The 25,420-nt window shown below is 57.9% G+C and carries 18 protein-coding genes, 1 tRNA gene and 2 rRNA genes; 15 read left to right on the top strand and 6 right to left on the bottom strand.

Going from position 1 to position 25,420, the window contains the following annotated elements; all coding sequences use genetic code 11:
• The first annotated feature begins 33 nt into the window (after positions 1-33).
• The 8 genes from ACOQOY_RS10920 (at position 34) to ACOQOY_RS10885 (ending at position 7,682) form a co-directional block, all read left to right on the top strand.
• A 23S ribosomal RNA gene (locus ACOQOY_RS10920) occupies positions 34-2,876 on the top strand.
• Between the two features lie 186 nt (positions 2,877-3,062).
• A 5S ribosomal RNA gene (rrf, locus tag ACOQOY_RS10915) occupies positions 3,063-3,177 on the top strand.
• Positions 3,178-3,270: 93 nt separating this feature from the next.
• Positions 3,271-4,028 (top strand): IS5 family transposase gene (locus tag ACOQOY_RS10910; RefSeq protein ID WP_420583776.1). Its coding sequence is split into 2 segments (ribosomal slippage): positions 3,271-3,607 and positions 3,607-4,028, totalling 759 coding nucleotides; the frame shifts between segments, so codons are not numbered across the junction.
• 78 nt (positions 4,029-4,106) lie between these two features.
• Positions 4,107-4,183 (top strand) — tRNA-Met (locus tag ACOQOY_RS10905).
• Between the two features lie 258 nt (positions 4,184-4,441).
• Positions 4,442-4,942 carry a hypothetical protein gene (locus ACOQOY_RS10900; RefSeq protein ID WP_420585451.1) on the top strand — a complete coding sequence of 167 codons (501 nt, stop codon included), beginning with the start codon at positions 4,442-4,444 and terminating at the stop codon, positions 4,940-4,942.
• A 99-nt stretch (positions 4,943-5,041) separates the two neighbouring features.
• Positions 5,042-5,767 (top strand): metallophosphoesterase family protein, encoded by a 726-nt coding sequence (locus ACOQOY_RS10895; protein WP_420585450.1) that lies wholly within the window; start codon positions 5,042-5,044, stop codon positions 5,765-5,767.
• A gap of 107 nt (positions 5,768-5,874) precedes the next feature.
• Positions 5,875-7,323, top strand: coding sequence for a mannose-1-phosphate guanylyltransferase/mannose-6-phosphate isomerase (locus ACOQOY_RS10890; protein ID WP_420585449.1), 1,449 nt, complete (start codon positions 5,875-5,877; stop codon positions 7,321-7,323).
• Between the two features lie 89 nt (positions 7,324-7,412).
• Positions 7,413-7,682 (top strand): spike base protein, RCAP_Rcc01079 family, encoded by a 270-nt coding sequence (locus tag ACOQOY_RS10885; protein ID WP_420585448.1) that lies wholly within the window; start codon positions 7,413-7,415, stop codon positions 7,680-7,682.
• A gap of 50 nt (positions 7,683-7,732) precedes the next feature.
• On the opposite strand, the gene ACOQOY_RS10880 is transcribed toward ACOQOY_RS10885, so the two are convergent.
• The 4 genes from ACOQOY_RS10880 to ACOQOY_RS10865 all read right to left on the bottom strand — a co-directional run bounded on the left by ACOQOY_RS10880 (position 7,733) and on the right by ACOQOY_RS10865 (position 13,115).
• Positions 7,733-8,899: a nucleotide sugar dehydrogenase gene (locus ACOQOY_RS10880; protein WP_420585447.1), complete on the bottom strand. Its 1,167-nt coding sequence runs from the start codon at positions 8,897-8,899 to the stop codon at positions 7,733-7,735.
• A gap of 124 nt (positions 8,900-9,023) precedes the next feature.
• A complete protein-coding gene (locus ACOQOY_RS10875) occupies positions 9,024-10,403 on the bottom strand; it encodes a polysaccharide biosynthesis/export family protein (RefSeq protein WP_420585446.1) in 1,380 nt (459 codons plus the stop codon).
• 25 nt (positions 10,404-10,428) lie between these two features.
• Positions 10,429-11,070, bottom strand: coding sequence for a YjbF family lipoprotein (locus ACOQOY_RS10870; protein ID WP_420585445.1), 642 nt, complete (start codon positions 11,068-11,070; stop codon positions 10,429-10,431).
• Positions 11,067-13,115 carry a YjbH domain-containing protein gene (locus tag ACOQOY_RS10865; protein ID WP_420585444.1) on the bottom strand — a complete coding sequence of 683 codons (2,049 nt, stop codon included), beginning with the start codon at positions 13,113-13,115 and terminating at the stop codon, positions 11,067-11,069. Before ACOQOY_RS10865 ends, ACOQOY_RS10870 begins: the two co-directional genes overlap by 4 nt.
• Positions 13,116-13,449: 334 nt before the next feature.
• Between ACOQOY_RS10865 and ACOQOY_RS10860 the strand changes: the two genes are divergently transcribed.
• Positions 13,450-13,701 carry a hypothetical protein gene (locus ACOQOY_RS10860; protein WP_420585443.1) on the top strand — a complete coding sequence of 84 codons (252 nt, stop codon included), beginning with the start codon at positions 13,450-13,452 and terminating at the stop codon, positions 13,699-13,701.
• 56 nt (positions 13,702-13,757) lie between these two features.
• Here ACOQOY_RS10860 and ACOQOY_RS10855 read toward each other — a convergent pair whose 3' ends face one another.
• Positions 13,758-15,881 (bottom strand): polysaccharide biosynthesis tyrosine autokinase, encoded by a 2,124-nt coding sequence (locus ACOQOY_RS10855; protein WP_420585442.1) that lies wholly within the window; start codon positions 15,879-15,881, stop codon positions 13,758-13,760.
• Between the two features lie 85 nt (positions 15,882-15,966).
• Positions 15,967-16,653 carry a sugar transferase gene (locus tag ACOQOY_RS10850; protein ID WP_420585441.1) on the bottom strand — a complete coding sequence of 229 codons (687 nt, stop codon included), beginning with the start codon at positions 16,651-16,653 and terminating at the stop codon, positions 15,967-15,969.
• A gap of 412 nt (positions 16,654-17,065) precedes the next feature.
• On the opposite strand from ACOQOY_RS10850, the gene ACOQOY_RS10845 reads away from it, so the two are divergent.
• The 6 genes from ACOQOY_RS10845 to ACOQOY_RS10820 all read left to right on the top strand — a co-directional run bounded on the left by ACOQOY_RS10845 (position 17,066) and on the right by ACOQOY_RS10820 (position 25,420).
• Positions 17,066-18,646 carry an ABC transporter substrate-binding protein gene (locus ACOQOY_RS10845; protein ID WP_420585440.1) on the top strand — a complete coding sequence of 527 codons (1,581 nt, stop codon included), beginning with the start codon at positions 17,066-17,068 and terminating at the stop codon, positions 18,644-18,646.
• A 104-nt stretch (positions 18,647-18,750) separates the two neighbouring features.
• Positions 18,751-20,316, top strand: coding sequence for an ABC transporter substrate-binding protein (locus tag ACOQOY_RS10840; RefSeq protein WP_420585439.1), 1,566 nt, complete (start codon positions 18,751-18,753; stop codon positions 20,314-20,316).
• Between the two features lie 83 nt (positions 20,317-20,399).
• Complete coding sequence (locus ACOQOY_RS10835; RefSeq protein WP_420585438.1) at positions 20,400-21,377, top strand: ABC transporter permease; 978 nt, start codon at positions 20,400-20,402, stop codon at positions 21,375-21,377.
• Positions 21,374-22,324: an ABC transporter permease gene (locus tag ACOQOY_RS10830; protein ID WP_420585437.1), complete on the top strand. Its 951-nt coding sequence runs from the start codon at positions 21,374-21,376 to the stop codon at positions 22,322-22,324. Before ACOQOY_RS10835 ends, ACOQOY_RS10830 begins: the two co-directional genes overlap by 4 nt.
• Positions 22,325-22,328: 4 nt before the next feature.
• Positions 22,329-24,038: an ABC transporter ATP-binding protein gene (locus ACOQOY_RS10825; protein WP_420585436.1), complete on the top strand. Its 1,710-nt coding sequence runs from the start codon at positions 22,329-22,331 to the stop codon at positions 24,036-24,038.
• 275 nt (positions 24,039-24,313) lie between these two features.
• A complete protein-coding gene (locus ACOQOY_RS10820) occupies positions 24,314-25,420 on the top strand; it encodes a saccharopine dehydrogenase family protein (RefSeq protein WP_420585435.1) in 1,107 nt (368 codons plus the stop codon).

Raw genomic sequence — 25,420 nt, 5'->3', positions numbered from 1 at the left:
CGCAAAATGTTATGTCTTTCTCTTTCTGGATCAAATCAAGCGCGAGAAGGGCGTTTGGTGAATGCCTTGGCAGCAAGAGGCGATGAAAGACGTGATACTCTGCGATAAGCCATGGGGAGCTGAGAATAAGCTTTGATCCATGGATCTCTGAATGGGGCAACCCACCTGAAAGCTTCATATTGTTATCTTTGATACTCAATATGGGGTTTAAACAGGTACTTAAGACCTGAATACATAGGGTTTTAAGAGCAAACCCGGGGAACTGAAACATCTAAGTACCCGGAGGAAAGGAAATCAATTGATACTCCCCTAGTAGCGGCGAGCGAACGGGGACCAGCCGAGCCAGATAAGTGACTAGAACATGTTGGGAAGCATGGCCATAGCGGGTGACAGCCCCGTATAGGAAGCTTTGATGGACGTATTAAGTAGGGCGGAACACGTGAAATTCTGTCTGAAGATCGGAGGACCACCTTCGAAGGCTAAGTACTCCTTGCTGACCGATAGCGAACCAGTACCGTGAGGGAAAGGTGAAAAGCACCCCGACGAGGGGAGTGAAACAGTACCTGAAACCGAACGCCTACAATCAGTCGGAGGCTCCTTGCGAGCTGACGGCGTACCTTTTGTATAATGGGTCATCGACTTGGTCTCACGAGCAAGCTTAAGCCGTTAGGTGTAGGCGTAGCGAAAGCGAGTCTTAATAGGGCGTATGAGTTCGTGGGATCAGACCCGAAACCGAGTGATCTAGGCATGGCCAGGTTGAAGGTAAGGTAACACTTACTGGAGGACCGAACCCACATCCGTTGAAAAGGATCGGGATGAGCTGTGCCTAGGGGTGAAAGGCCAATCAAACTCGGAGATAGCTGGTTCTCTGCGAAATCTATTTAGGTAGAGCGTCATCCGAATACCCCGGGGGGTAGAGCACTGGATGGGTAATGGGGCCCCACAGGCTTACTGATCCTAACCAAACTCCGAATACCCGGGAGTACTAGATGGCAGACACACTGCGGATGCTAACGTCCGTAGTGGAGAGGGAAACAACCCTGACCTACAGCTAAGGCCCCCAATTCATGGCTAAGTGGGAAAGCAGGTGGGACGACCAAAACAACCAGGAGGTTGGCTTAGAAGCAGCCATCCTTTAAAGATAGCGTAACAGCTCACTGGTCTAAATAAGTTGTCCTGCGGCGAAGATGTAACGGGGCTCAAGCCATGAGCCGAAGCTTAGGATGCCGTAAGGCATGGTAGCAGAGCGTAGTGTGACATAGAACTCATCCGTATTTGCATCTTTCTGTGAAATATCAGTGGATGTAATGACGGATCGAGTTCTTTCGATGAAGCCGGCCTGTGAGGGATCCGGTGGAGAGATCACTAGTGAGAATGATGACATGAGTAGCGACAAAGAGTGTGAGAGACACTCTCGCCGAAAGTCCAAGGGTTCCTGCTTAAAGCTAATCTGAGCAGGGTAAGCCGGCCCCTAAGCCGAGGCCGAAAGGCGTAGGCGATGGGAACTAGGTTAATATTCCTAGGCCAGGAGGATGTGACGGATCACAGGTGTAGTTCAATCTTATCGGATTGGTTGGGCTGCTGAGTGGTTCCTGGAAATAGCCCTCCATCAGACCGTACCCTAAACCGACACAGGTGGACTGGTAGAGCATACCAAGGCGCTTGAGAGAACGATGTTGAAGGAACTCGGCAAAATACCTCCGTAAGTTCGCGAGAAGGAGGCCCGGTTCCTAGGCAACTAGGGGCTGGGGGCACAAACCAGGGGGTGGCGACTGTTTATTAAAAACACAGGGCTCTGCGAAGTCGCAAGACGACGTATAGGGTCTGACGCCTGCCCGGTGCCTGAAGGTTAAAAGGAGAGGTGAGAGCCTTGAATTGAAGCCCAGGTAAACGGCGGCCGTAACTATAACGGTCCTAAGGTAGCGAAATTCCTTGTCGGGTAAGTTCCGACCTGCACGAATGGCGTAACGACTTCCCCGCTGTCTCCAACATCGACTCAGCGAAATTGAATTGCCTGTCAAGATGCAGGCTTCCCGCGGTTAGACGGAAAGACCCCGTGCACCTTTACTACAGCTTCGCACTGGCATCAGGATTGTGATGTGCAGGATAGGTGGTAGGCTTTGAAGCGGAAACGCAAGTATCCGTGGAGCCTCCCTTGAGATACCACCCTTCGCACTCTTGATGTCTAACCGCGGTCCGTTATCCGGATCCGGGACCCTGCGTGGCGGGTAGTTTGACTGGGGCGGTCGCCTCCTAAAGCGTAACGGAGGCGCGCGAAGGTTGGCTCAGAGCGGTCGGAAATCGCTCGTTGAGTGCAATGGCAGAAGCCAGCCTGACTGCGAGACTGACAAGTCGAGCAGAGTCGAAAGACGGCCATAGTGATCCGGTGGTCCCGAGTGGAAGGGCCATCGCTCAACGGATAAAAGGTACGCCGGGGATAACAGGCTGATACTGCCCAAGAGTCCATATCGACGGCAGTGTTTGGCACCTCGATGTCGGCTCATCTCATCCTGGGGCTGGAGCAGGTCCCAAGGGTACGGCTGTTCGCCGTTTAAAGAGGTACGTGAGCTGGGTTTAGAACGTCGTGAGACAGTTCGGTCCCTATCTGCCGTGGGTGTAGGAGACTTGAGAGGAGTTGCCCCTAGTACGAGAGGACCGGGGTGAACGATCCACTGGTGGACCAGTTGTCGTGCCAACGGCAGTGCTGGGTAGCTATGATCGGACAGGATAACCGCTGAAGGCATCTAAGCGGGAAGCCCCCCTCAAAACAAGGTCTCCCTGAGGGCCGTGGAAGACCACCACGTCAATAGGCCGGAGATGTAAGCGCAGTAATGCGTTCAGTTGACCGGTACTAATCGCCCGATAGGCTTGATTTGATCCAGTAATGGAAAGACAAGACCAAAGCATACACCGACCTTGACTAAGGATAGCGTCGCAGCACCTAGCCGCGATGTTGATTGATACTATAACCGTGCGGGAACGTGCCTTTTGTGAACAAAAGACGCTGCCTCCCGCGCGTCGCCTTTTTGCAAAGCAAAAAGAGCGACGGGGATTTTCCTCGGTTTGGTGGTCATAGCGCAAGTGAAACACCCGGTCCCATCCCGAACCCGGAAGTTAAGCACTGCCGCGCCAATGGTACTTGGGCTTAAGCCCCGGGAGAGTAGGTCACCGCCAAACCTAGTAAAATCCCCCCTCTCTCTAGGGTCTGTTGACATTTGGGATTCACAATTTGTCTGAACTCTGATTCAAGTTTCCAAAATGGAGGTTTGAATGGACGAAAACCGTTTTGTGATTTCGGATGATCTTTGGGAGAAGATGGCGCTGCTCCTGCCCGGCAAGGCCGGTGACCCGGGGGCGACGGGTCAGGATAATCGACGGTTCATGGAAGCGGTACTTTGGCGCGTACGAACAGGCGCGCCATGGCGTGACCTACCCAAGGATTTCGGTAACTGGAATTCGGTTTTCAAACGCTTTCGTCGATGGGCCAAAGCCGGTGTGTTTGAGAGTCTTTTCAATGCTATAAGCAGAGAGCCCGACCTCGAATACGCTCTGATCGACGGAACAATTGTGCAAGTCCATCAGAAGGCGTCGGGCGCAAAAGGGGGACTCAGCATCAAGCCATCGGACGCTCTCGCGGCGGGCTGACGACCAAGATTGTGGCCCTGGTCGATGCGCTCGGCAACTTGTTCCGTTTTCTGCTTCTACCGGGGCAAGCACACGACATGAAAGGAGTTGCTCCCCTGATCCAGGATGTCTCCTTCGGAGCTTTGCTGGCCGACAAAGCCTTCGATTCTGATTGGCTTCTGAAAGACCTTGATGAGCGCGGCGCTACTGCTGTTATCCCGCCAAAATCGAACCGAAAAATGCTGAGAGACTACGATACCCACATGTACAAGTGGCGTCATCTGATTGAAAATTACTTCGCAAAGATCAAGGAATTCAGAGGTATAGCAACGCGATACGACAAGACCGACATCAGTTACGCTGCTAACTGGCACCTCTGCGCTATGCTCGTCGCCGCACGCTGATTGTCAACAGACCCTAATACGATATCAGAATTACCGACCCCGGCCTCAAGTAGCGTAAGCGATAGGCCAACCTAGTGTCGCGGGATGGAGCAGCCCGGTAGCTCGTCAGGCTCATAACCTGAAGGTCGTAGGTTCAAATCCTACTCCCGCAACCAGGTCGGAAACTCTCAAAACAGCCCGTTCAGACTAAAATTGATCCCCCGGATCAACCGCCTAACGTCTTCACCTCGCCAGGATCATAACCTCTAATAAAAATACAAAAGTGACGCGCAACGGTCGTTTTAGTTTCGAAGATTTAAAATCTTCATAAAACCATCAGCTTAAACCCAACTTTCGACGCAAGCTTCTCACAGACGTGACGGTTTAGTCGATTAGCGGTGATCCAGACCTTCGAAAGACCTGGAGACCGAGCGATGCTATACCTGAATAAACTAGAAACCCTGGTCCGAGGTGCATATGCCTTGGCATTTTTTTTGGGTCGGATGGTTTGTGCAGTGACAATATTGGCGGTCTTTCCGGTGTCAGCGGCCCATGCTCAGACCGTGCTGGTGGTCGGTAATGACCGCGGTGGATACCTGCATGACCGCTTAATCGAGTTGGAAAATCTAAATCGCAATGGGGTTCGGATTGAAATCCGGGGGCGGGTTTGTTTTTCCACATGTACGATGTTTCTAGGGATACCGGGTACCTGCGTCTTGCCCGGAACCGTTTTTGGCTTTCATGGGCCGTCTCGAGGTGGTCAGCGGTTAGCAAAAAGGGACTTTGACTATTTCAGCCAGATTATGGCCGGCTATTACCCTGACCCTTTGAAAACCTGGTTCATGGAAACCGGACGTAACCGGCTCAATGGTGTCTACCGGGTAAAAGGCGCTGCGCTCATCCAGATAGGCGTCCCAGAGTGTCAGGACGCCTGACCACAGGCTTGCTCGCGCAAATCCGCTCGGGTATCACGGCTGAGCCACCCGAATATGTGGTACCAGGACAGACCCGACCAGGCAGGAGACCGGTTGATCTTGCTGACATCCCTTTTCCGACGGCTCACCGGGCGCGCAGCTTTTGCTGCACCTGCCCCCGAGATGCCGCTTTGTGTCATTGGTGACGTACATGGGTGTCTTACCCAGTTGGAAGCGCTGTTGTCGCAGGTGCCGTCAGACCACCGGGTTGTTCTTGTCGGTGACTATGTTGATCGTGGCGAAAACAGCGCCGGGGTGTTGCGTCTTGTCAGTGCGCGCCGGGATTTCACCTGTTTGATGGGCAATCACGAGGACATGTTGTTGCAGTTCCTGAAAGACCCCCACGGCGAAGGAGCGCGGTGGTTGCGGTTCGGGGGATTACAGACGCTGGCCTCTTTTGGTGTTAGCGGGGTGCGTTCCGATATGTCGCCGGACGAACTGACCGATTGCCGTGACAAGTTGCAGACGGCAATGGGGGCATCGCTTGTCCAATGGTTGACGGATCTGGAAACACAGGTTTTTACCGGAAATGTTTTAGTCGTTCATGCAGGCGCCGATCCGGCGGTTGCGCCGGCGGACCAGAAGGACAAGACCCTGATCTGGGGTCATCCGTCGTTCCCGACGACAGATCGGCGGGACGGTGTTTGGGTGGTGCATGGGCATACAATCGTAACTGAAGCCCAGTCAAACCGGGGGCGCATTGCGGTGGATACGGGCGCGTTTGCAACCGGTCGGCTGAGCGCGGTCTGCCTCGATGGCTCCGAGCCGCGATTTCTGACCACATAAGACCATCTTGTTAGTAATTTACGACGCATTCTTCGGGGCATAGCCACGATGCGAAAAATCTCGTTTAATGGGGCGTAACAAACAGTAGATCGGATATTGAAATTACTATGTTGATTACGCCTGTGCTACTATGCGGCGGTTCCGGAACGCGCCTGTGGCCTTTGTCCCGAAAAAGCTATCCTAAACAATTTGTACCTTTGGTGGGCGAGGAAACCTTGTTTCAGGCCTCGGCCCGCCGCTTGGCCGGATCAACCGAGCGGTTGAACTTTGCGGCACCGGTCGTGCTGACCAATTCTGATTTCCGCTTTATCGTGGTCGAACAGTTGCAGGCCGTAGGCATAGATCCCGGTGCAATCCTGATCGAGCCTGAAGGCCGCAATACGGCCCCGGCGGTTCTGGCCGCGGCGCTGCACGCCTATGAGCAGGATCAGAACGCCGTATTGTTGGTAGCCCCTTCAGATCATGTCGTACCGGATGCCGAAGCCTTTCACGCAGCGGTAGAGCGCGGGCTTGAAGCCATCGCTCAGGGGCAGTTGGTGACCTTCGGAATCATGCCAACCCACCCGGAAACCGCTTATGGGTATCTGGAACTGGCCGAACCGTCGGATGGTCAGGGCGCGCCGGTGGCTTTGAAGAAATTCGTGGAAAAGCCAGACCACGCGCGGGCGGCGGAAATGCTTGCAGCCGGGAATTACAAATGGAACGCAGGGATATTCCTGTTCCGTGCGTCTGACATAATCGAGGCCTTCCGCACCCATGCCGCGGACATGATCACACCGGTTCAGTCTGCAGTGGAAACAGCGCAGCCCGATCTGGGGTTTTTGCGCCTGAACCCGGATCATTGGGGCCAGGCCGATGATATCTCAATCGACTACGCGGTTATGGAGAAAGCAACCAACCTGTCCGTTGTACCATTTGACGCCGCATGGTCCGATCTTGGCGGGTGGGATGCCGTCTGGCGGGAAAGCGGGCCGGACATTAACGGCGTGGTCGCAGGCGAAGGCGCGACGGCGATTGAGTGCCACAACACCTTGCTGCGGTCAGAGAGCGAGCAGCTGGAGCTGGTCGGAATCGGTCTGAACAACATCATCGCCGTAGCGATGAATGACGCGGTTCTGGTGGCGGATGCGACCCGCGCGCAGGATGTCAAAAAGGCCGTGGCCGCGCTGAAGGAAAAAGGTGCCGCTCAGGCGACCGAATTCCCCAAAGATCACCGGCCCTGGGGTTGGTTTGAAAGCCTGGTGGTCGGCGACCGCTTTCAGGTCAAGCGCATCCATGTGCATCCCGGAGCATCGCTCAGCCTGCAAAGCCATTTCCACCGGTCCGAACACTGGATCGTGGTTGAAGGCACGGCGCATGTAACCATTGATGATCGTGAGCAGTTGGTGACCGAAAACGAGTCGGTCTATATCCCTGTCGGTGCCGTTCACCGGATGGAGAACCCCGGCAAGGTGCCTATGGTCCTGATCGAAGTTCAGAACGGTGCTTACGTCGGCGAGGATGACATCGTCAGGTACGAGGATAAATACGCACGTGGACAGGGGGCAAAGGGCTGACGATCCGCGCAACGCCCGGTCCGCTTTCCGGTCGTTAAGCCCTGATGGCTAGCGTCCCGCTGTTATACACAGACAGCGAGATGCAACTCATGACAACGAACCCGTTTACCAACCGCGTGTCCAACCTGTCCGGCCCCGCACGCGACATTGCGCCTGTGACCCCTTCGGACGCCACCGATCTGCCCGATGTGGCCATCGGACTTTTTGTCGAATCCGGCGGTGCCTTGGTGATCACCACCGTGCGTGGTGAAACCCGCACCGTTCAGGTGGCCGATTTCTCGATCCTGCCCGTCGGCGTGACCCGCGTGCATGCCACGGGGACAACGGCCACGGGTATCCATGCCATGGTCCTGGCCTGATTGTGACAGGGGACCGGGCGCGTTTTGCCGTTGAATGATGCGCCCCGGCCCTAATCCGCGCCGAACAGGTCGCGGGTAAAGACCTTGTCGCTGACATCGCTGATCTCATCCGACAATCGGTTGGCAACGATAAGGTCGGCCCGGGACTTGAACTCTTCAAGATCGTGGATCACGGGCGAATGGAAAAAGTGGTCTTCGGTCAGCACCGGCTCATACACGATGACCTGCAATCCTTTGGCCTTGATCCGCTTCATGATCCCCTGAACCGAGCTTTGGCGGTAATTGTCGCTGCCTTCCTTCATCACCAGCCGATAAATCCCTACGGTTTTTGGCCCCTTCATCAGAATCTGATCGCTGAGGAAATCCTTACGGGTCCGGTTGGCATCGACGATAGCCCGGATCAGGTTCTGCGGCACGTGGCTGTAATTGGCCAGCAATTGCTTGGTGTCTTTGGGCAGGCAATAGCCGCCATAGCCAAAGGACGGGTTATTGTACTGCGCCCCAATACGCGGATCGAGGCTGACGCCTTCGATGATCTGGCGCGAGTCCATACCGCCCGCCAAGGAATAGCTATCGAGCTCGTTGAAGAAGGCGACGCGCATGGCAAGATAGGTATTGGCGAACAGCTTGATGGCCTCGGCCTCAGACGCGTCGGTGAACAGCACCGGTACATCCTTGTCCACGGCCCCTTCCAGCAGCAGGTCGGCGAAAATTTTAGCCCGGTCAGATCGTTCGCCTACGATGATCCGGCTGGGATGCAGATTGTCATACAGCGCCCGGCCTTCGCGCAGAAACTCGGGCGAGAAGATCACGTTCTCGGTGTCGAACTGCTGTCGCGCCTCGGTCACGAAGCCCACCGGGATTGTCGACTTGATCACGACAACAGCGTCCGGGTTGAGCGTGGTCACCTGTTCGATCACAGCCTCGACCGAGCTGGTGTCAAAATAGTTGCTGCGCGGATCGTAATTGGTGGGCGTAGCCACAATCACGAATTCCGCGCCATCAAAGGCGGTTTCGGCATCGGTGGTGGCTGTCAGGTTCAGCGTGCGGTTGGCCAGAAACTCTTTGATCTCGGGGTCCTGAATCGGGCTTTCGCGCCGATTGATCATGTCCACCCGGTCCTGCGAGATGTCCAGAGCGACCACTGTGTGGTTTTGCGCCAGCAATACGGCATTGGACAGGCCGACATAGCCGATCCCGGCAATCGCAATTTTCATATTGCAGTTCCTTATTCCTTTTTGGCCCGTGCATCCGGTCCTTATCTGGTCGCAGTGTCATGGCACAGAAAGGCGGTCAAAGCCAGCCGGGCAATACAGGCCAGCCTGTGCGTGCCGCTGCCGATCAGTTCACCGCCGCATTGACCGGGGTTGTGATCAGCGACGGGGTGATCTGGCTGATGGTGCGGCCCCAGCGGGTCACCGGATTTTCGGCAATAAAAATGATGTCGTTGCTGCGCAGCTCAAACTGGGCGGCCAGCGTCAGGTTTGCCGCGTTGCGGGTGTCCAGATGCCAGGCCGTCACCGCGCCGAATTCGCGAACATCCTGCGAGGCGCGCAGAACGTAGACCTCTGAGGCGTCGCCGGTTTCCTTGGCAATCCCGCCGCCCGTATCAAACAGCGCATCCGCCAGCGTTGCGCTGCGGTTAAAGGGCAGGGCATAGCGGCCTTGGGTCCGCACCTCGCCGCTGAGATAGACATAGTCGCGATCAACCGCATCCAGTTCGACCGACTGGCGGAAGTTGTCGCGGCGTTCATTCAGGTCGGCGCGGCGCAGATTGACCGTGGTGTTCAGCTCTTGCAGAGCGGTCTGGCGACCCTCCAGCGCGGTTTCGCGCAATTGGATCTGCTGCGCGAAATAGCGCTCAGCCCGGTCCAGATCATAGTCGATGTCTACAAAGACTGAGTCATCTGCGATCAGGTTCAGGTTCTGCAAAGCAGTCTGTGCATAGAGGTCCTCAAGCGGGATCTGATACATCCGTCCATTCCGGTATATCCGCACCGAAGAGGTGTCGATGTCGCTGACCGACACTGAACCTGCCGCCGAAAGTGCCTCGCCCAAGGTCAGCCGGGTCAGGGTGATCGGCTGCACGCCGGGTCGGCCCACCGCGCCGCCAACCGCAACGCGGCGCGAGTTGAATTCAGCAATCTCAAGACTGAAGGTGGGGTCGATCTGGTTTTCCACCAAGCGCTGGAACAGCACGGCTTCGGCTTCGTCCACCGTCAGGTCAACCAGCCGGACGCGGCCGACATCGGGGATGTTGATCGCACCGTCATCCTGCACGGTATAGCCGTTGCGGCTGTTCTGCGCGGCCAGCAGACCGGACAGCTCGGCGGCGGTGCCTTGGGTGGACGGGGTCGACAGCACCAATACGTCACCGACGCCGATCGTGTAGGGGCCGGGGTTGACCTGCGGTGGCGGGTCCAGTTCCAGCCCCGCGCGCGAGCCATCCTGTGTCGACGGCGCCTGAGGCAGCGCGCCAGGGCCGCGCGGGATGGTTCCCGCTCCGGACCCGGCGGACAGCCCAAAGACCGAAGGCAGCGTCTTGGGCGCGTAAGATGACCGGTTGGCCACCAATACGGTTTCCGGCGTCACCGGCACCACACGCACCTTGCCGCTGTCCGATACCCCTGCCGTCACCGATGGGCTGCGATAGATGGTCGAGCACCCGGCGATCAGGCCGCTCAGGGCCAGCAGGCTGAGGAAGAATGGAATTCGGCGCATCAGAGGCCCTCCGCTGTTTGAAATCTCAGGTCCCATCCGGGATGACCTTGATGAAAATGTTGCCCAGAAAATCGCCGGTCCATTGCGAGGACTGTACGATCTGGCCGGTGCTGTCCTGCACCCAGTAAGTGTTGCTGAACTGCTGGGTCACGCCATGGCACGCTTCCTGCCACTTCTCTGTGGTAACCGGATTGCCCAGCAGCAGGACGTCCTCGGCCCCGATGGAAGCGATCCGGCATCTGTAGGCGTGCAGCTCGATCTCATCATTGCCGTTCAGAAAACTGTGGAACCGTTCGGCTTGGCCTTCATGGCCGTTCCGGATCAGATCGGCAGATTGGCGCAGATCCGATCCGGCCAATCCGCTGCCGAACCCTTTGGTAGATATCAGCAGCCCCTGCTTCAGTGTGATTGTCGCGCCGTCCGCGCTCAGCCAGGTCTGGACGCCGTCCCGCTGGGCCTCAAGCAGCATCACGCCACTCAGATCGCGCGAGGGAAAGGCGACCTCAAGCCGGGGCGGGATCGGGCGGCGTGAAACCAACGCGCTGGCGCGCGGGTGAAAGCGGGCGGCGTTGGGGGTCAGCGCACCCTTCAGCAGGTCGAAATCCTGCTGCGCCTCACCGCAGGAGGTCAGCAACAGGGACAGCAGTGCAAAACGCAGCGCTTTCATCGCCAGAACCTCCCTCTGCCGCGGGACAGAGACTGCGCGCGCGCCTCGCGGGTTACGCCATAAAGCCGGTTGCGTACATGCAGCCGCGCACCGCCATCCCGCAGGACCGGGCGGATGGTCTGAGCGATCTTGTTGCGGGACGGCCGGCCGGTCAGCCATGACACCGGGATTTCCAGCCGAATACCTTTGTCGAACGAGCCTTCGCCAAATTCTTCTGAACTGACATTGGTCAGGGTAAAGAAAGCCCCGACCTTGAACCCGTTGGTGAATTCACGATCCAGCGAGAAGGTTGCGCCATAATCTCCGGCCAGATAGCGCCCGATATCGACCTGCGCGTGATACTCCCCCGGCAGATCGTAATAGGCCGACATGTGACCGGTCGCGACGGTGTAGTCCTGAAAGCCAAAAAGTACGTCAAAATCGCGCTGCGCGACGTAATTGGCCTCGACCCCAAGGGCCAGACGGCTGTTGGTGGGATACCACAACAGTTCCGAGGAGAGCCCGCCGAACATGGATTCCAGATAGCCCAGCGTGGTGCGGGCATAAAAATTCGGGGCGGGCCGCCAAAGGTATTCGGCGGTCATATGCTCGATCCGCAGATTGGATTCTCGGGCATAGATCGGCCAGTCCGACCGCACCCGCGGCAGGGTGGAATCCGATTGCCGTGTGCTGTCGTCCAACGTGCTGAGGATCGGCTGGCGCAGGCCAGTGGACAGGGTAAAGCCGGGCGAAAGCGTGTAGTCCAGCCCCAAGGCCGCCCCGACCTCGTATCGCAGCGGGTCATCCGGGTCGAAGAACGAAAAGTTCAGATATGGCCCGAACCGGTATGAGAAATGTGGAAAGGCGTCGGTCAGCACACCGCCCTGCACCAGCGGCAGCGTGTCCGAGACCTCGGCCCGCGCAAAACTGCGCCAGGCATTATCCGGGTCATGCTCAAGCTCATAAAGATCGGCGCGGTTGATCCGCACCGCGCTCAGCGGCACGCCGCTGGACATCAGGGCGATGTCGAAATGTTCGATCTGTGGTGGTTGTTCATTCGCGAGGACGCGGGCGGTGCGGCCAAGGGCCTGCGCGGCCTGTCCATAGGTGGTGTTCTCGACACCGACCTGAACGCTATCGTCACTCTCGGACAAGTAGACCAGACGCAGCCCTTCTTGTTTCAACGCGGTTTGCAGCTGTTCCCGGATGTCGCTTTGGTCTTGTGCCTGCCGTGCCTTGGGTGGGCGCAAAGGCGGTGGCGCGGCCCCTTGTCCACCGGGAACCGCCGATTGGCGTGGGTCAATGAAATAGCTGTAGGTCAGGCCCAGCGTGGTGCCGTACAGCACCGAAGTCGTCAGCTGCGATCCGTTTTTAAACCGGTACTGGACCCCGACATTGATCGGCGTTTTGACATCGAACCCAATGCTGTCCTGTTCAGCGGTATAGAGGTCCGGTGAGTATTCGGCCAAAAAGGTCAAACGGTCGTTATATGTCCAGCTGCCACCGCCAAAGAGGGCGGCATCTCCGTGAAACCAGTTGCCGAAATCCAATTGGCCGGTCTCTGAAATTCCACCCGCTCCCGAGGCATCGCGCGTGTCCAGCCGACTGCTGAAAACCCCCAGCGGGTTGGAAAAAGCCCCTCGGCCCGCCAACCGGCCCCAGCCGATCCCGCCGGTCAGTTTCAGCCGGTCGCGAATGGTTTTGGTGGCCACGATGTATTCCGCGGCATAGATGCCGGTGCCGCCGAAATCGCGTAATCCAACGACGACTGCGGGGCTGTTCGAACTTTCCTCACGCAGGCGGAAATGCAGGTCGAAACTGCGATCATAGCGGTCATTGGCGCCGCCATCGAAGCCTTCGATATAGGCGTATCGGAAACTGCCATGGATCCACGGCAACATCTGAAAGGTCATCGTGCCACGCCCGGTGTTCCGAAGTCCCGCGGCGGTAAAGACAAGGGTGCCGTCGTCAAACATTTCGGCAGTGGGCAGTTCCAGCAGGCCGGGTGTGCCGTAGGTCGAAACGGATTGCGCCTGTGCCGTGCCCGCGACGGCAAGGCATAGCAAGGCGAGCAGGCTTTTCCGCCTTGTTCTTACCGCTCGAATCTTCACGTTGTGGTGCCGTTTTGTGTCCTGTCGCCTGAACAGCTGTCTCAGTTTTTGGAGATCATAATTCACCTATAAGAAGAATCTTCAAGCGAAGGTGAGCAATCAGTTCAGTTTCGTCAATGGAAGGTTAAATCTGTGGCCTTTTAAGCGCGCAGTGATCCTGTTTACTTTCTGTAAAGGTTTGGAATGTAACAGTTCATAAACCTTGTTTTAGCCCCTTTTTACGGTGGAAGGGTCTTGCGTCATTCAGCTGTTTGCACACGAGCGTCAGGGCTGAATTAGGAGAGTTTGGATGATCCGAAAGACCATTTTTCTTTTAATACTTTCAACCTCAAGTGTATTCGCGCAAGATGCCGAGACCCCTGAACCCACGTCCGAGATTGACACCGAAGCCGCCATCGCGGCGGCCGAGGCTGCCGGTGTGACCGGGTTTGTGCCACTTGTGGCCCCGACACTGGGTGTACTGGGGGCCGCAGCGGGCCTTGCGGCAGCAGGCGGGGGTGGTTCAACGTCCTCGACAACCGGTACTGTCAACGCGAACTGATCGGTCTGAACCAAATTTAGGTGGTGTATCTGTTTTTACCTTACGAAGTTCGGTGCTCAGCTGTTGTAATACTGGCTGGCGTAGCGACCGTAGGCGTGGCCGTGGCTTTTGGCGCTGCGGGGATTGATCTGTCCAAGCACAAGTCCGGTGAGCCGTTGATTGTCCGTGTGAAACAGCCGTAGGGTTTCGGCCACATCCTGCGCGGTGGTTTCATTCCATTTCACCGTCAACAGCACCGCATCCGCGTTCCGAGCGATCAGACGGGCGTCCGAGACCAGCAAGGCCGGTGGCGTGTCGATCAGGATCACGTCGTACTGGCGACGCATCTCGTCCAGAAAGGCCCGGAACCTGTCCGAGGCAAACAAGTCTGCCGCATTCACCGAGGTCTGTTCCCCGACCAGAACGTCACATCCCAACAGCGGGTCCTGACAAATCGCGTCCTGTGGAGTGATGTCGCCCGACAGGACCGAAACGATCCCTTGCTTCGGTCCGTCCTGCAACTGCCCGGTCATGGTCAGACGACGGATATCGCCCTCGATCAACAGGGTTTTCTTGCCGATCCCGACAAAGTTCTGCGCCAGTGCCAGCGTATTGGTGGTCTTGCCCTCGCCCGGCAGCGAGGATGTGATCATCACCACCTGAGGCGGGCGATCCAAATTGGACAGCATCAAAGAGGTGCGCAGATTTCGTATCGCCTCTGCCATGGCCGAGGACGGTTTCGCGGCAAGGTATTGCAATATCTTGTGCCGCTCGCGACCGGGGCAGGTCGGGATTTGGCCCAGCACTTTGTATCCGGTCTTGCGCTCAAGCTCGGATGCCGCGCGATAGCCACTGCGCTGCGCCTCCAGCAGCAGGACAATGACCGCGCCCAGCAGAACCCCCAGTAAGGCAGAGGTCGCAAGGATCAGCGGTTTGCGCGGCGACGAAGGGGTGCTTGGGATCACCGCGCGCGACAGTTGCCGGCTGTCGGCCTTCTGAATCCCTTCCTGCGCTGAGGTCTCTTTGAGCCGCGCAAGGAAATGCTCATACAGCAGGCGAACGGATTCAGCTTCGCGCGCGAGTTGTTGCAGGGTGATCAGGTCTGCGTTTTGCTGCGCGATCTGCTGTCCCAGTTCCTGGATCGAGGCACGCAAAGTCTGAACCTGTTGCGCCGCCCTATTCGCCTGTTGCGCGGTGCGCGCGATCAGGTGCTGATAGGCGGCGTCAAATGCCTCGGTCCCTGTTTCTTCGATCTGGTCATAGAGCCGGAGCAACTGCGGGTCCTGACTGGCGGTGGCCTGTGCCAAGCGATCTCCGGCAGCCCGCAGCGCATCACTTCGCGCCTGCGCCGTATCCCGCGCAGCTTCGGCCGAGGCGATACGCTCCCGCAGGTCCTTCAGTTGAACCTCCTGTACTTTCAGCGCGTCACGAGAGACCAGAGCCGTGGTCGCATTGAACGCGCTGACTCGGGTCTCTGCGGTCTCAAGCTCGATCCGAAGTTCGGCCACACGCCCGGCCAGCCAATTTGTGGCCTGTTCGGTAGCCTCAAACTTTACGTCGAGCTGATTTTGGACATAGAGCGCCACGATCGCATCTGCGATCAGGGCAGATTTGCGGGCGGACTCGGTTTCAACCGTGACCTCGAACACAAGGCTGAGCGGGACGTTGCGAACGGATACCTGTTGCAGCAGGGCGGTGATGACGTCATCGCGGGTCAGCTGGTCTGACAGGTCATCGGGAATCTGCGCGGGCTGTTTCTGGAAGCCTGCGGTCAACGATTGTTTCAAACCACCCAGCAGGGACACAGGGCGGAGCGCCTCGTTAAACTCAGGGTCCGCAATCAAATCCAGCTGGTCCACCACCTTGCCCATCAGACCACGGGACTTCAGCACCTCCAGCTCGGAATTGACTTCGGTCGTCTCTCCGGCCAGCCCGCCCACCACGCTTTGCAGGTCGACGATACTGTGCTGGTTGGTTTCAAGCATGACAACGGCGCTGGATTTGTACTGCGGCACCGCGATGACGAAGGCAAAGATCGCACCCAGCGTCACCAGAGTGGCCGTGGTCAGAGCGATGATCCATTTTCCCCGCCAGAGTGCTTTCAGCAAAGCGTTCAGGTCGATGATCCCGTCATCCATTGCGTCCGCGTCGAGCGGTCGGGCCGGTCTGAACTGCGCGTCGTGATCGGGCGATTGCTTCATTGGCCGTCTTCGGTTCCGTGGGAATAGCACACGTAATGCGTGTTAACGCCGTTTGTCTCATGACCTCGACGGGAAAGCAAACTCATTACCGGCCGGTGCGCAGCAGAACCGCAGCGGCGGTCAGGGATAGGATTCTGACATCCTCGGCTAAGCTGCGCCGCGTCAGGTAATCGACATCCAGCGCGACCCGATGGCTATAGCTGACATCATTGCGGCCCGAGACCTGCCACAGCCCGGTTATTCCCGGTTTCTGGGCAAGATAAGCCGAAGCCGAACCGCCATATTTGACCAGTTCGACGGCCACGACGGGCCGGGGGCCGACAAAGCTCATGTCACCTTTCAGGACGTTCCAGATTTGCGGCAACTCGTCCAGGCTGGTCCTGCGCAGGATGTGACCCAGCCGATTGATGCGGGGATCGCTGGTCAGTTTATGGTCGCGTTCCCACTCCGCTGCGGCGTCGGGATTGGCCTTCAGATACGCCTGTAAGTGGGTTTCGGCATCCGCAATCATGCTGCGAATTTTCCAGCATTTAAATGGCTTGCCGCCTTTTCCGATCCGCGTATGGCCAAAGAACCCGGGGCCGCCATCAAGGCGGACAAGACTCCATAAGACACCAATGACCGGTGCCACAGCCGGTAGCAGCAACAACGCAAACAGGATGTCAAAGGCGCGTTTTCCCGGTCCGGAATAAATTCCTGCCGGTGGCAAATGGCGTTTTGGTTTCGTTACTGCGCTGTCTGGAAGAAGTGTAGAAGACGTAAAGTCCAGCATCGTTAAAACCCGACTGCCCGATGGGAAAGATTGATGCAAAATTTGATTGAAAGTTTTAAAATTTGATTAACTTAAGGCTTAGTAAATCGAGCTGAATCACAGCCAGTGATTGTTAACCTCGTCTTTCCCGATTCTGTTTGGGGCAACAACCTGGGCGTTCTTTCTGAGGGGTAAAGTTCTGAGATACCGACGCTCTCCTTAAAGAAGAGTATCGGCGGGTCTCGTGGCAGAGTCATATCGGGATGGGCTGCATCCAGAATGACCGGGCGATCTGGATTTCCCCCGCGTCGTCACGATAATTCACAATCTATTGTTGCAACCGTCAAAATGATCTGGATGATCGGTTGCACCATGGTCGCAGCAAGCGGCCAGCCGTCGCAATGACGGCGCTAACAAAAACGGGGAGAACAATATGACTTTGAGAAACCTGATGATTGCTGCCAGCGCTACTGCGTTGATGGCGGCGGGTGCGTCTGCTGACACCTTGCGCTGGGCGCGGGCGGGTGACTCGCTGACGCTGGACCCGCATGCGCAGAACGAAGGCCCGACCTCGGCGCTGGCGCATCAGATTATGGAAACGCTGGTGATGCGCGACCATTCCGGCGCACTTGTGCCGTCGCTGGCCACCGAATGGGCACCGTCCGAAGACAACCCGAATGTCTGGGTGTTCAAACTGCGCGAAGGCGTGACCTTCCATGATGGCGCTGAGTTCGACAGCGAAGACGTTGTCTTCTCGCTGAATCGCGCGATGACGCCGGATTCCGACTACAAGGAACTGCTGGCCTCGGTGAAAGAGGTGCGCGCGCCGGATAAATACACGGTTGAGATCGAAACCGATGGTCCGAACCCGATCATGCCCAACAACCTGACCAACATGTTCATGATGGACAAAGGTTGGGCCGAGGCGAACAACGCCGTGAAGGTGCAGGACTATGAGGGTGGCGAAGACACGTTCGCGGCCAAGAATGCAAACGGCACCGGCCCCTACAAGCTGATCAGCCGCGAGCCGGACGTAAAAACCGTTCTACAGGCCTATGACGGCTATTGGGGCAAGGATGAGTTCCCGCTGGCCGTAACCGAGATTGTCTATACTCCGATTCAGAACGCCGCGACCCGTGTTGCAGCGCTGCTGTCGGGTGAGGTCGACTTCATTCAGGACGTGCCGGTGCAAGACCTTGAGCGTGTTGCCGGCGCTGATGGACTGGACGTGCGCACTGCACCGCAGAACCGGGTGATCTTTTTCGGGATGAACATGGGCGATGCGGATCTGGCCAATGACAATGTCGACGGCAAGAACCCTCTGTCCGATGTGCGTGTGCGTCAGGCCATGTCCAAGGCGATCAACCGCGATGCCATCAAACAGGTCGTGATGCGCGGCCAGTCGGCCCCCGCGGGCATGATCGCTCCGCCTTTCGTCAACGGCTGGGATGAGGGCATGGACAGCTCTTCGACCACCGATATCGAAGGCGCCAAGGCGCTGATGGCCGAAGCGGGCTATCCGGACGGGTTCAGCATCCAGCTTGATTGCCCGAATGACCGCTACATCAATGATGAGGCGATTTGTCAGGCCGCTGTCGGCATGTTGGCGCAGATCGGCATCACCGTGAACCTGGACGCCAAACCCAAGGCGCAGCACTTCCCGTTGATCAACAACCTGGAAACCGACTTCTACATGTTGGGCTGGGGCGTTCCGACCTACGACTCGGAATACATCTTCAACTTCCTCGCCCACACCAAGGGTGAGAAGTATGGTTCGTGGAACGGCACCCGGTATTCCAACCCGGAACTGGATTCTAAAATTCAGGGTCTGGCGTCGGAAACCAATCTGCCCGAGCGTGACAAGCAGATCGCTGAAATCTGGCAGGTGGTACAGGACGAACAGCTGTATATCCCAATCCACCACCAGGTGCTGAACTGGGGTATGAAGTCCAACGTAGGCACTGTGGTCGAGCCGGAAGACTCGCCCAAGATCAAGTACTTCACGCTGAACTAACTCAGCAATACCAGTAGCTTGGCAGGGCGTGATCTTCGCGCCCTGCCTTTTGCGTTATCCTTCAACATCGCGTCCCATTGCGGAACATTCAGGGAGATTTCGCCATGATCCTCAGACACAGCGCCATTGGTCTGGCCCTGCTGGTTGCCACCAGCACGCAGGCGGCCGAATTCAAATGGGCCTCAACCACCGATCCGCAGACGATGGACCCGCATGCGGTCAACTCTGCCCCGGTTCTGGGGTTCCTGAACAACGTCTACGAGGGGCTTGTTCGCCGGGATAAGGACATGCAGGTCGAACCTGCTCTGGCGGTTAGCTGGGAGCCGATCGGCGATGGTGAGGGCTGGCGCTTCAATCTGCGCGAGGGTGTGACCTTCCACGACGGCAGCACATTTGATGCGCAAGACGTGCTGTTCAGCTATCAGCGCGCCTCGGGCGAGGCAGCCGACACCCGCAGCTGGTTTGCGCCGATCAGCGACGTGAAGGTCGTCGACGACTATACCGTCGATTTCATGACCACCGCGCCGAACCCGCTGTTTCCGTCCTCAATCGCCAACTGGATGATCATGGATCAGGGCTGGACCGAGGCGAATGACGCGGTCGTCCCTGACAAGGAAACCGGTAATTACGCCACGCTGAACGCCAATGGCACCGGCGCGTTCAAAGTCACCGCGCGCGAACCCGGCCTGCGTACCGTGCTGGAGCCATTCGACGGCTGGTGGGGCGAAGCCGAACATAACATCACAAGTGCCGAGTTCACGCCGATCCAGAACCCGGCCACCGCCGTTGCGGCGCTGTTGTCGGGCGATGTGGACATGATCAACCCGGTACCGATTCAGGACGTCGCGCGCTTGCAACAACAGGACGATGTCGAGGTTATTCAGGGCATTGAGGCGCGCGTCATCATGCTGGGCTTCGATCATCAGGCCGAGGCGCTGAAATACACCGATGATGCGGGCAAACCCAACCCGTTCCGCGACCCCCGTGTGCGCAAGGCCGTTGCGCAGGCGGTGAATGTCGACGCCATTCTGGCCACCATCATGCGCGGCAATGCAGAGGCGGCCTCGCAACTCGTAAGCCCCGCGATGAGCGGATATTCCGCAGCCAATGCCGACCGCCCCGCTTTTGACGTTGAGGCCGCCAAGGCTCTATTGACCGAGGCAGGCTACGGTGACGGGTTCTCGTTCGGGCTGAAATGCCCCAACGACCGCTATCTGAACGATGAGGCTGTCTGTCAGGCTGTGGTCTCCATGCTGGCCCAAATCGGCATCACCGCGGAACTGGACGCGATGCCTGTCCGCAACTACTGGCCCGAGCTGCGCGAAGACAATTACGACATGTACCTGCTGGGCTGGAGCCCGGGTACCTTTGACGCCGAACATCCGGTGCGCTTCCTTGTGGCCACGCCGAACGAAGAGAAAAAGCTGGGCAGCTGGAATTTCGGCGGCTTTTCGAACGCGCGGGTGGATGAGCTGTTGCCAATGATCCAGTCGGAACTGGATCAGGCCAAACGACAGGCCATGCTGGATGAGGTCACACAGATCATTCAGGATGAACAGGTCTATGTGCCGATGTACGTGCAACCGCTGCTTTGGGGGACGCGCAGCAATGTCGAACTGACGCAGCGCCCGGACAATTTCTTTCTGCTGCGCTGGGTGACGGTGAACTGATGGAACGCCACGTCTGTCTGTTAGCGATATCTTGACCGCTTGGTCAAAACCGGCCTAGAGAGACCGATCAACGAGGGAAACGAATGTTCGCATATATTGTCCGAAGGATGTTCCAATCCGTGATCGTGCTACTGGTCGTGGGTTTGGTGGCCTTTTCCATGTTCCGCTTTGTCGGCGATCCGATCGACAACATGCTGGGGCAAGAGCGCACGCAAGCCGATATCGACAGGCTGCGCACCGAGCTTGGGCTGGATCAGCCGTTTGTGGTGCAATACGCCAAGTTCCTGCAAGGCGCGGTGAAGGGCAATTTTGGCGTGTCCTATCGCCAGGGCCGCCCGGTTTCGACCATCCTGATCGAGCGCGCGCCCGCAACGCTGGAACTGGCCTTTGTCTCGGGCTTTCTGGCCATCACCATGGGCATTGCGCTGGGCGTGTTTACGGCGATCCGACGACAAGGGATTGCCGCGAATGTCATCATGACCGTGTCATTGATCGGGGTGTCCCTGCCTACATTCTTAATCGGGATATTGCTGATCTATGTCTTCTCGGTGGAACTCGACCTTCTCCCCAGCTTTGGGAGGGGCGAGACCGTTATGATTGGCAATTGGTCGACAGGGTTCCTGACGGCCTCGGGGCTCAAGGCGTTGATCCTGCCGGCGATCACGCTGGGCCTCTATCAGATGACGCTGATCATGCGGCTGGTGCGGTCGGAGATGCTTGAGGTGCTGCGCGCCGACTACGTTCGCTTTGCCCGCGCCCGAGGGCTGTCGGACCGGGTGATCAATTTCCGCCACGCGCTGAAGAACACGTTGGTGCCGGTGATCACGATTACCGGATTGCAACTTGGCTCGATCATCGCCTTCGCGATCATCACCGAGACGGTGTTCCAATGGCCGGGCGTTGGTCTGCTGTTCATCAACGCGATCCAGTTTGTCGATATCCCCGTCATGGCCGCCTATCTGATGCTGATTTCGGTCATGTTCGTGACGATCAACCTAATCGTCGATCTTCTTTACTATGCCATTGACCCGCGCCTGCGTGTCGACGCGAGGGCCACATGACCGATACCATCGAAACCCCGAAACCCGCGCCGCAGTCGCGTTTCGCCAAGTTCTGGGACAGCGATTTTGCTTGGTCATTCCGGCATTCTCCGGTGGCCGTGATCGCCTCATTGGTGGTGGTGATCCTTGTGCTGGCAGCGATTTTTGCACCGCTGATCGCGCCCCATAATCCGTTTGATCCGGCGACGTTGAACCTGATGAACGGCTTTACTCCGCCGGGTACGCCGAACGCCTTTACGCAAGAGACCTTCTTGCTGGGTACCGACGATCAGGGGCGGGACGTGTTCTCGACCATCCTCTATGGCCTGCGGATTTCGCTGTTTGTCGGCGCGTCTGCGGTATTGCTGGCGATGATCATCGGCGTGATCCTCGGGCTGGTTGCCGCTTATTTCGGAGGCTGGATCGAGACCCTGATCATGCGGATCGCCGATGTGCAGCTGACCTTCCCAGCCATTCTGGTCGCCATGCTGATCTTTGGCATCGCCAAAGGGTTCACGCCGCCGGAATACCGCAATGAGATGGCGATCTACGTGCTGATCATCGCCATTGCCCTGTCGGACTGGGTGCAGTTTGCCCGTGTGGTGCGCGGCGCTGCGCTGGTGGAAAAGAACAAGGAATATGTTCAGGCAGCGCGTCTGATTGGACGCGGGTCTTTCCCGATTATGTTCCGCCATATCTTGCCCAACGTCCTCAGCCCGGTTCTGGTGATCGCCACCATTTCTTTGGCGCTGGCGATCATCGCCGAGGCGACGCTAAGCTTCCTCGGCGTTGGCGCGCCTCCGACCCAGCCCTCGCTTGGTACGCTGATCCGCATCGGGCAGGGGTTCCTGTTCTCGGGTGAGTGGTGGATCCTGTTCTTCCCGGCCTGCACCCTTCTGGCGCTGGCCCTGTCTGTGAACCTGCTGGGCGACTGGCTGCGCGATGCGCTGAACCCCAAGCTGCGGTGATTTCATGAGCCTTCTGACGATCAATGACCTGACGGTCGAATTCCCGACCCGCCGCCAATTGTTCACTGCCGTGAACCATGTCGACCTGTCGGTTGAGCCCGGCGAAATCCACGGTCTTGTGGGCGAATCCGGTGCCGGTAAGTCCACCATCGGTGCCGCGATCATGGGCCTGCTGGACCGCCCCGGCCGTATTGCCAGCGGTATGATCAAACTCAGCGGAGATCAGATCAGCGGTCTGGACGCTGAGGCGATGCGGGGGCTGCGCGGCAAGAAGATCTCGATGATCTTTCAGGACCCGCTGACCTCGTTGAACCCGCTGTTCACGGTGCGCGAGCAATTGGTCGAGACCATTCAGGCCCATCTGGGCGGTTCGGACGCCGAGGCCAACCAACGCGCCCGCGATCTGATCGACCGGGTTGGCATCCCCGACCCGGACACGCGGCTGGACCAGTACCCGCACCAATTCTCGGGCGGGATGCGGCAGCGTGTGGTTATTGCGCTGGCGCTTTGTACCGAACCGGATGTGATCATCGCAGACGAGCCGACCACGGCGCTGGACGTCTCGGTTCAGGCGCAGATTCTGGACCTGATCAAGGAGCTGGCGCAGGAACGTCAGGTCGGCGTCATCCTGATCACGCATGATATGGGTGTGATTGCCGACACCACCGACAAAGTCACGGTGATGTATGCGGGCAAGGTAGTTGAAAGCGGCCCGACCGCGCAGGTCATGGGCCAGCCTACCCACGAATACACCAAATCTCTGATCGCTGCTGTGCCGCGCCCGACGCTGAAGCTGCATCGTTTCCCACAGATCAGCTATGGCGGGCGCGAGACCCGGTTCGCCATCGACGACATGGCCCGTCACTGGCCCAAAGTGGACAATGACACGACCAAGCCGGTGTTTGAAATCCGCAACCTCACCAAGAAATTTCTGCAACGCAAAGGCCTGCTGCCTTGGGACCGCACCTATTTCACCGCTGTGGACGATGTCAGCTTTGACATCCGCGCGGGAGAGGTGTTTGGCGTTGTGGGTGAATCCGGCTCGGGCAAGTCCACCGTCGCGCGGATGATTGCGGGGCTTTACCCGGTGGACGGTGGCAGCATCACGTTTCAGGGTCAGGTGGTCAGTGATCTGACCAATCGGGCCGCGCTGGATGCCTATCGCAAGAACATCCAGATGATCTTTCAGGACCCGTATTCCTCGCTCAATCCGCGGATGCGGGTGGATGAGATCGTGGCCGAACCGATCCGCCATCATCGCCTGATGGAAGGTGCTGATATCAAGCGCCGGGTGGATGAGTTGCTGGATCAGGTCGGGCTGGGGTCCGAGGCTGGGCTGAAATACCCGCATGAGTTCTCGGGCGGTCAGCGGCAGCGGATTTCCATTGCCCGCGCACTGGCCACGCAGCCGCGGTTCCTGATCTGTGACGAACCGACCAGCGCGCTGGACGTATCCATTCAGGCGCAGATTCTGAACATCCTGAAGGACTTGCAAGAGCATCTGGGCCTGACCCTGCTGTTCATCAGCCACGACCTGCCGGTTGTGCGCCAGATGTGCGACCGGGTGGCCGTAATGAAACAGGGCAAGGTGGTCGAATTGCAAGAGACCAACGCGCTGTTCGCCAACCCTCAGACAGAATATGCCAGCGAGTTGTTGCGGTTGATGCCCCGGCTGGACGATCTGTCGACCGAGGGGTTAGGCGCCGAAGCCTAGGCCCTTCCACTCAAATTCCCACCTGCCAAAGTCCCTTGTTGCTGACATGGGGGCTTTCGGCGAGTCCGTTAAATTTTGAACCAGACCTCGTCGCGCGGGTAACGCGGCGTGGCGTGCCTGTGGTCAAGGCTTGGCCCATAGTGCAAATTGAACTCGGACAAAATGACAAAAAAACCGTCAATATGACGTAACAATCGACGTTTTCGTCAAGATACCCCCTGCAGACCGAACAGCCTACGCCTCATACTTACAAAAAACGAAATGAGGAGGCTTTTATGTCCTGGAATATTTGTGTTGTGGGCGCTGGCAAGATCGGTCAGATGATTGCGATCCTGCTGAAAAACTCGCCGAACTACGACGTGACCGTTGCGGATCATGACCTGAAGGCGCTGGGTGAGATATCGAAATTGGGTGTGGCCTCGAAACAGATCGACGCCAAGGATGAGGCCGGCCTGGCCGAGGGGCTGAAAGGCTTTGATGCGGTGCTGTCTGCGGCTCCGTTCTTCCTGACCCCCGCCATCGCCAAGGCAGCCAAGGCGGCAGGCGCGCATTACTTTGACCTGACCGAGGATGTTGCGGCCACCAACGCCGTGCGCGAATTGGCCGAAGACAGCGAAACCGCTTTCATGCCGCAATGCGGTCTGGCTCCGGGGTTCGTGGGCATTGCTGGCGCTGCTTTGGCGTCCGAGTTCGACACGCTCGACAGCCTGCACATGCGGGTGGGGGCGCTGCCGCTCTATCCGACCAACGCGCTGAAATACAATCTGACATGGTCGACCGACGGGCTGATCAACGAATACTGCAACCCCTGCGATGCCATCGTGAACGGTGAACTGGTCAAGACCGCACCGCTGGAAGATTACGAGCGTCTGGGTCATGACGGGGTCGAGTATGAGTGCTTTAACACCTCTGGCGGGCTGGGTACGCTGCCCGAGACGCTGGATGGCAAGGCGCGGGATGTCTCTTATCGCTCGATCCGCTATCCGGGCCATTGCGATATCCTGAAACTGTTGCTGAACGATCTTGGTCTGGTGCGTCGCCGTGACCTGCTGAAAGAGATTTTCGAGACGGCTCTGCCGCGCACCGATCAGGACGTGGTTCTTGTCTATTGCACTGCCAAGGGCATGATCAACGGGTCGCTGCGCGAGAAATCCCTGATCAACAAAAGCTTCTCTCGCCAGATCGGCGGCGCAACATGGAGCGCGATTCAGGTCACTACAGCCGCCGGTATCCTTGGCGCAGTGGATCTGATGCGCGAGGGCAAATTGCCTACCACCGGTTTCATCAAGCAGGAACAGGTCAAACTGGATGACTTCCTGACCACTGAATTTGGCCGGCTCTATCGCGCCGGTGACGTGACTGCACAGAACAAGGCGGCCTGA

It is taken from the genome of Ruegeria sp. (assembly GCF_965221235.1).
Classification (GTDB): domain Bacteria; phylum Pseudomonadota; class Alphaproteobacteria; order Rhodobacterales; family Rhodobacteraceae; genus Ruegeria.
Note: the sequence above shows the minus strand (reverse complement) of the source record. Positions and strands in the feature narration are given on the sequence as shown.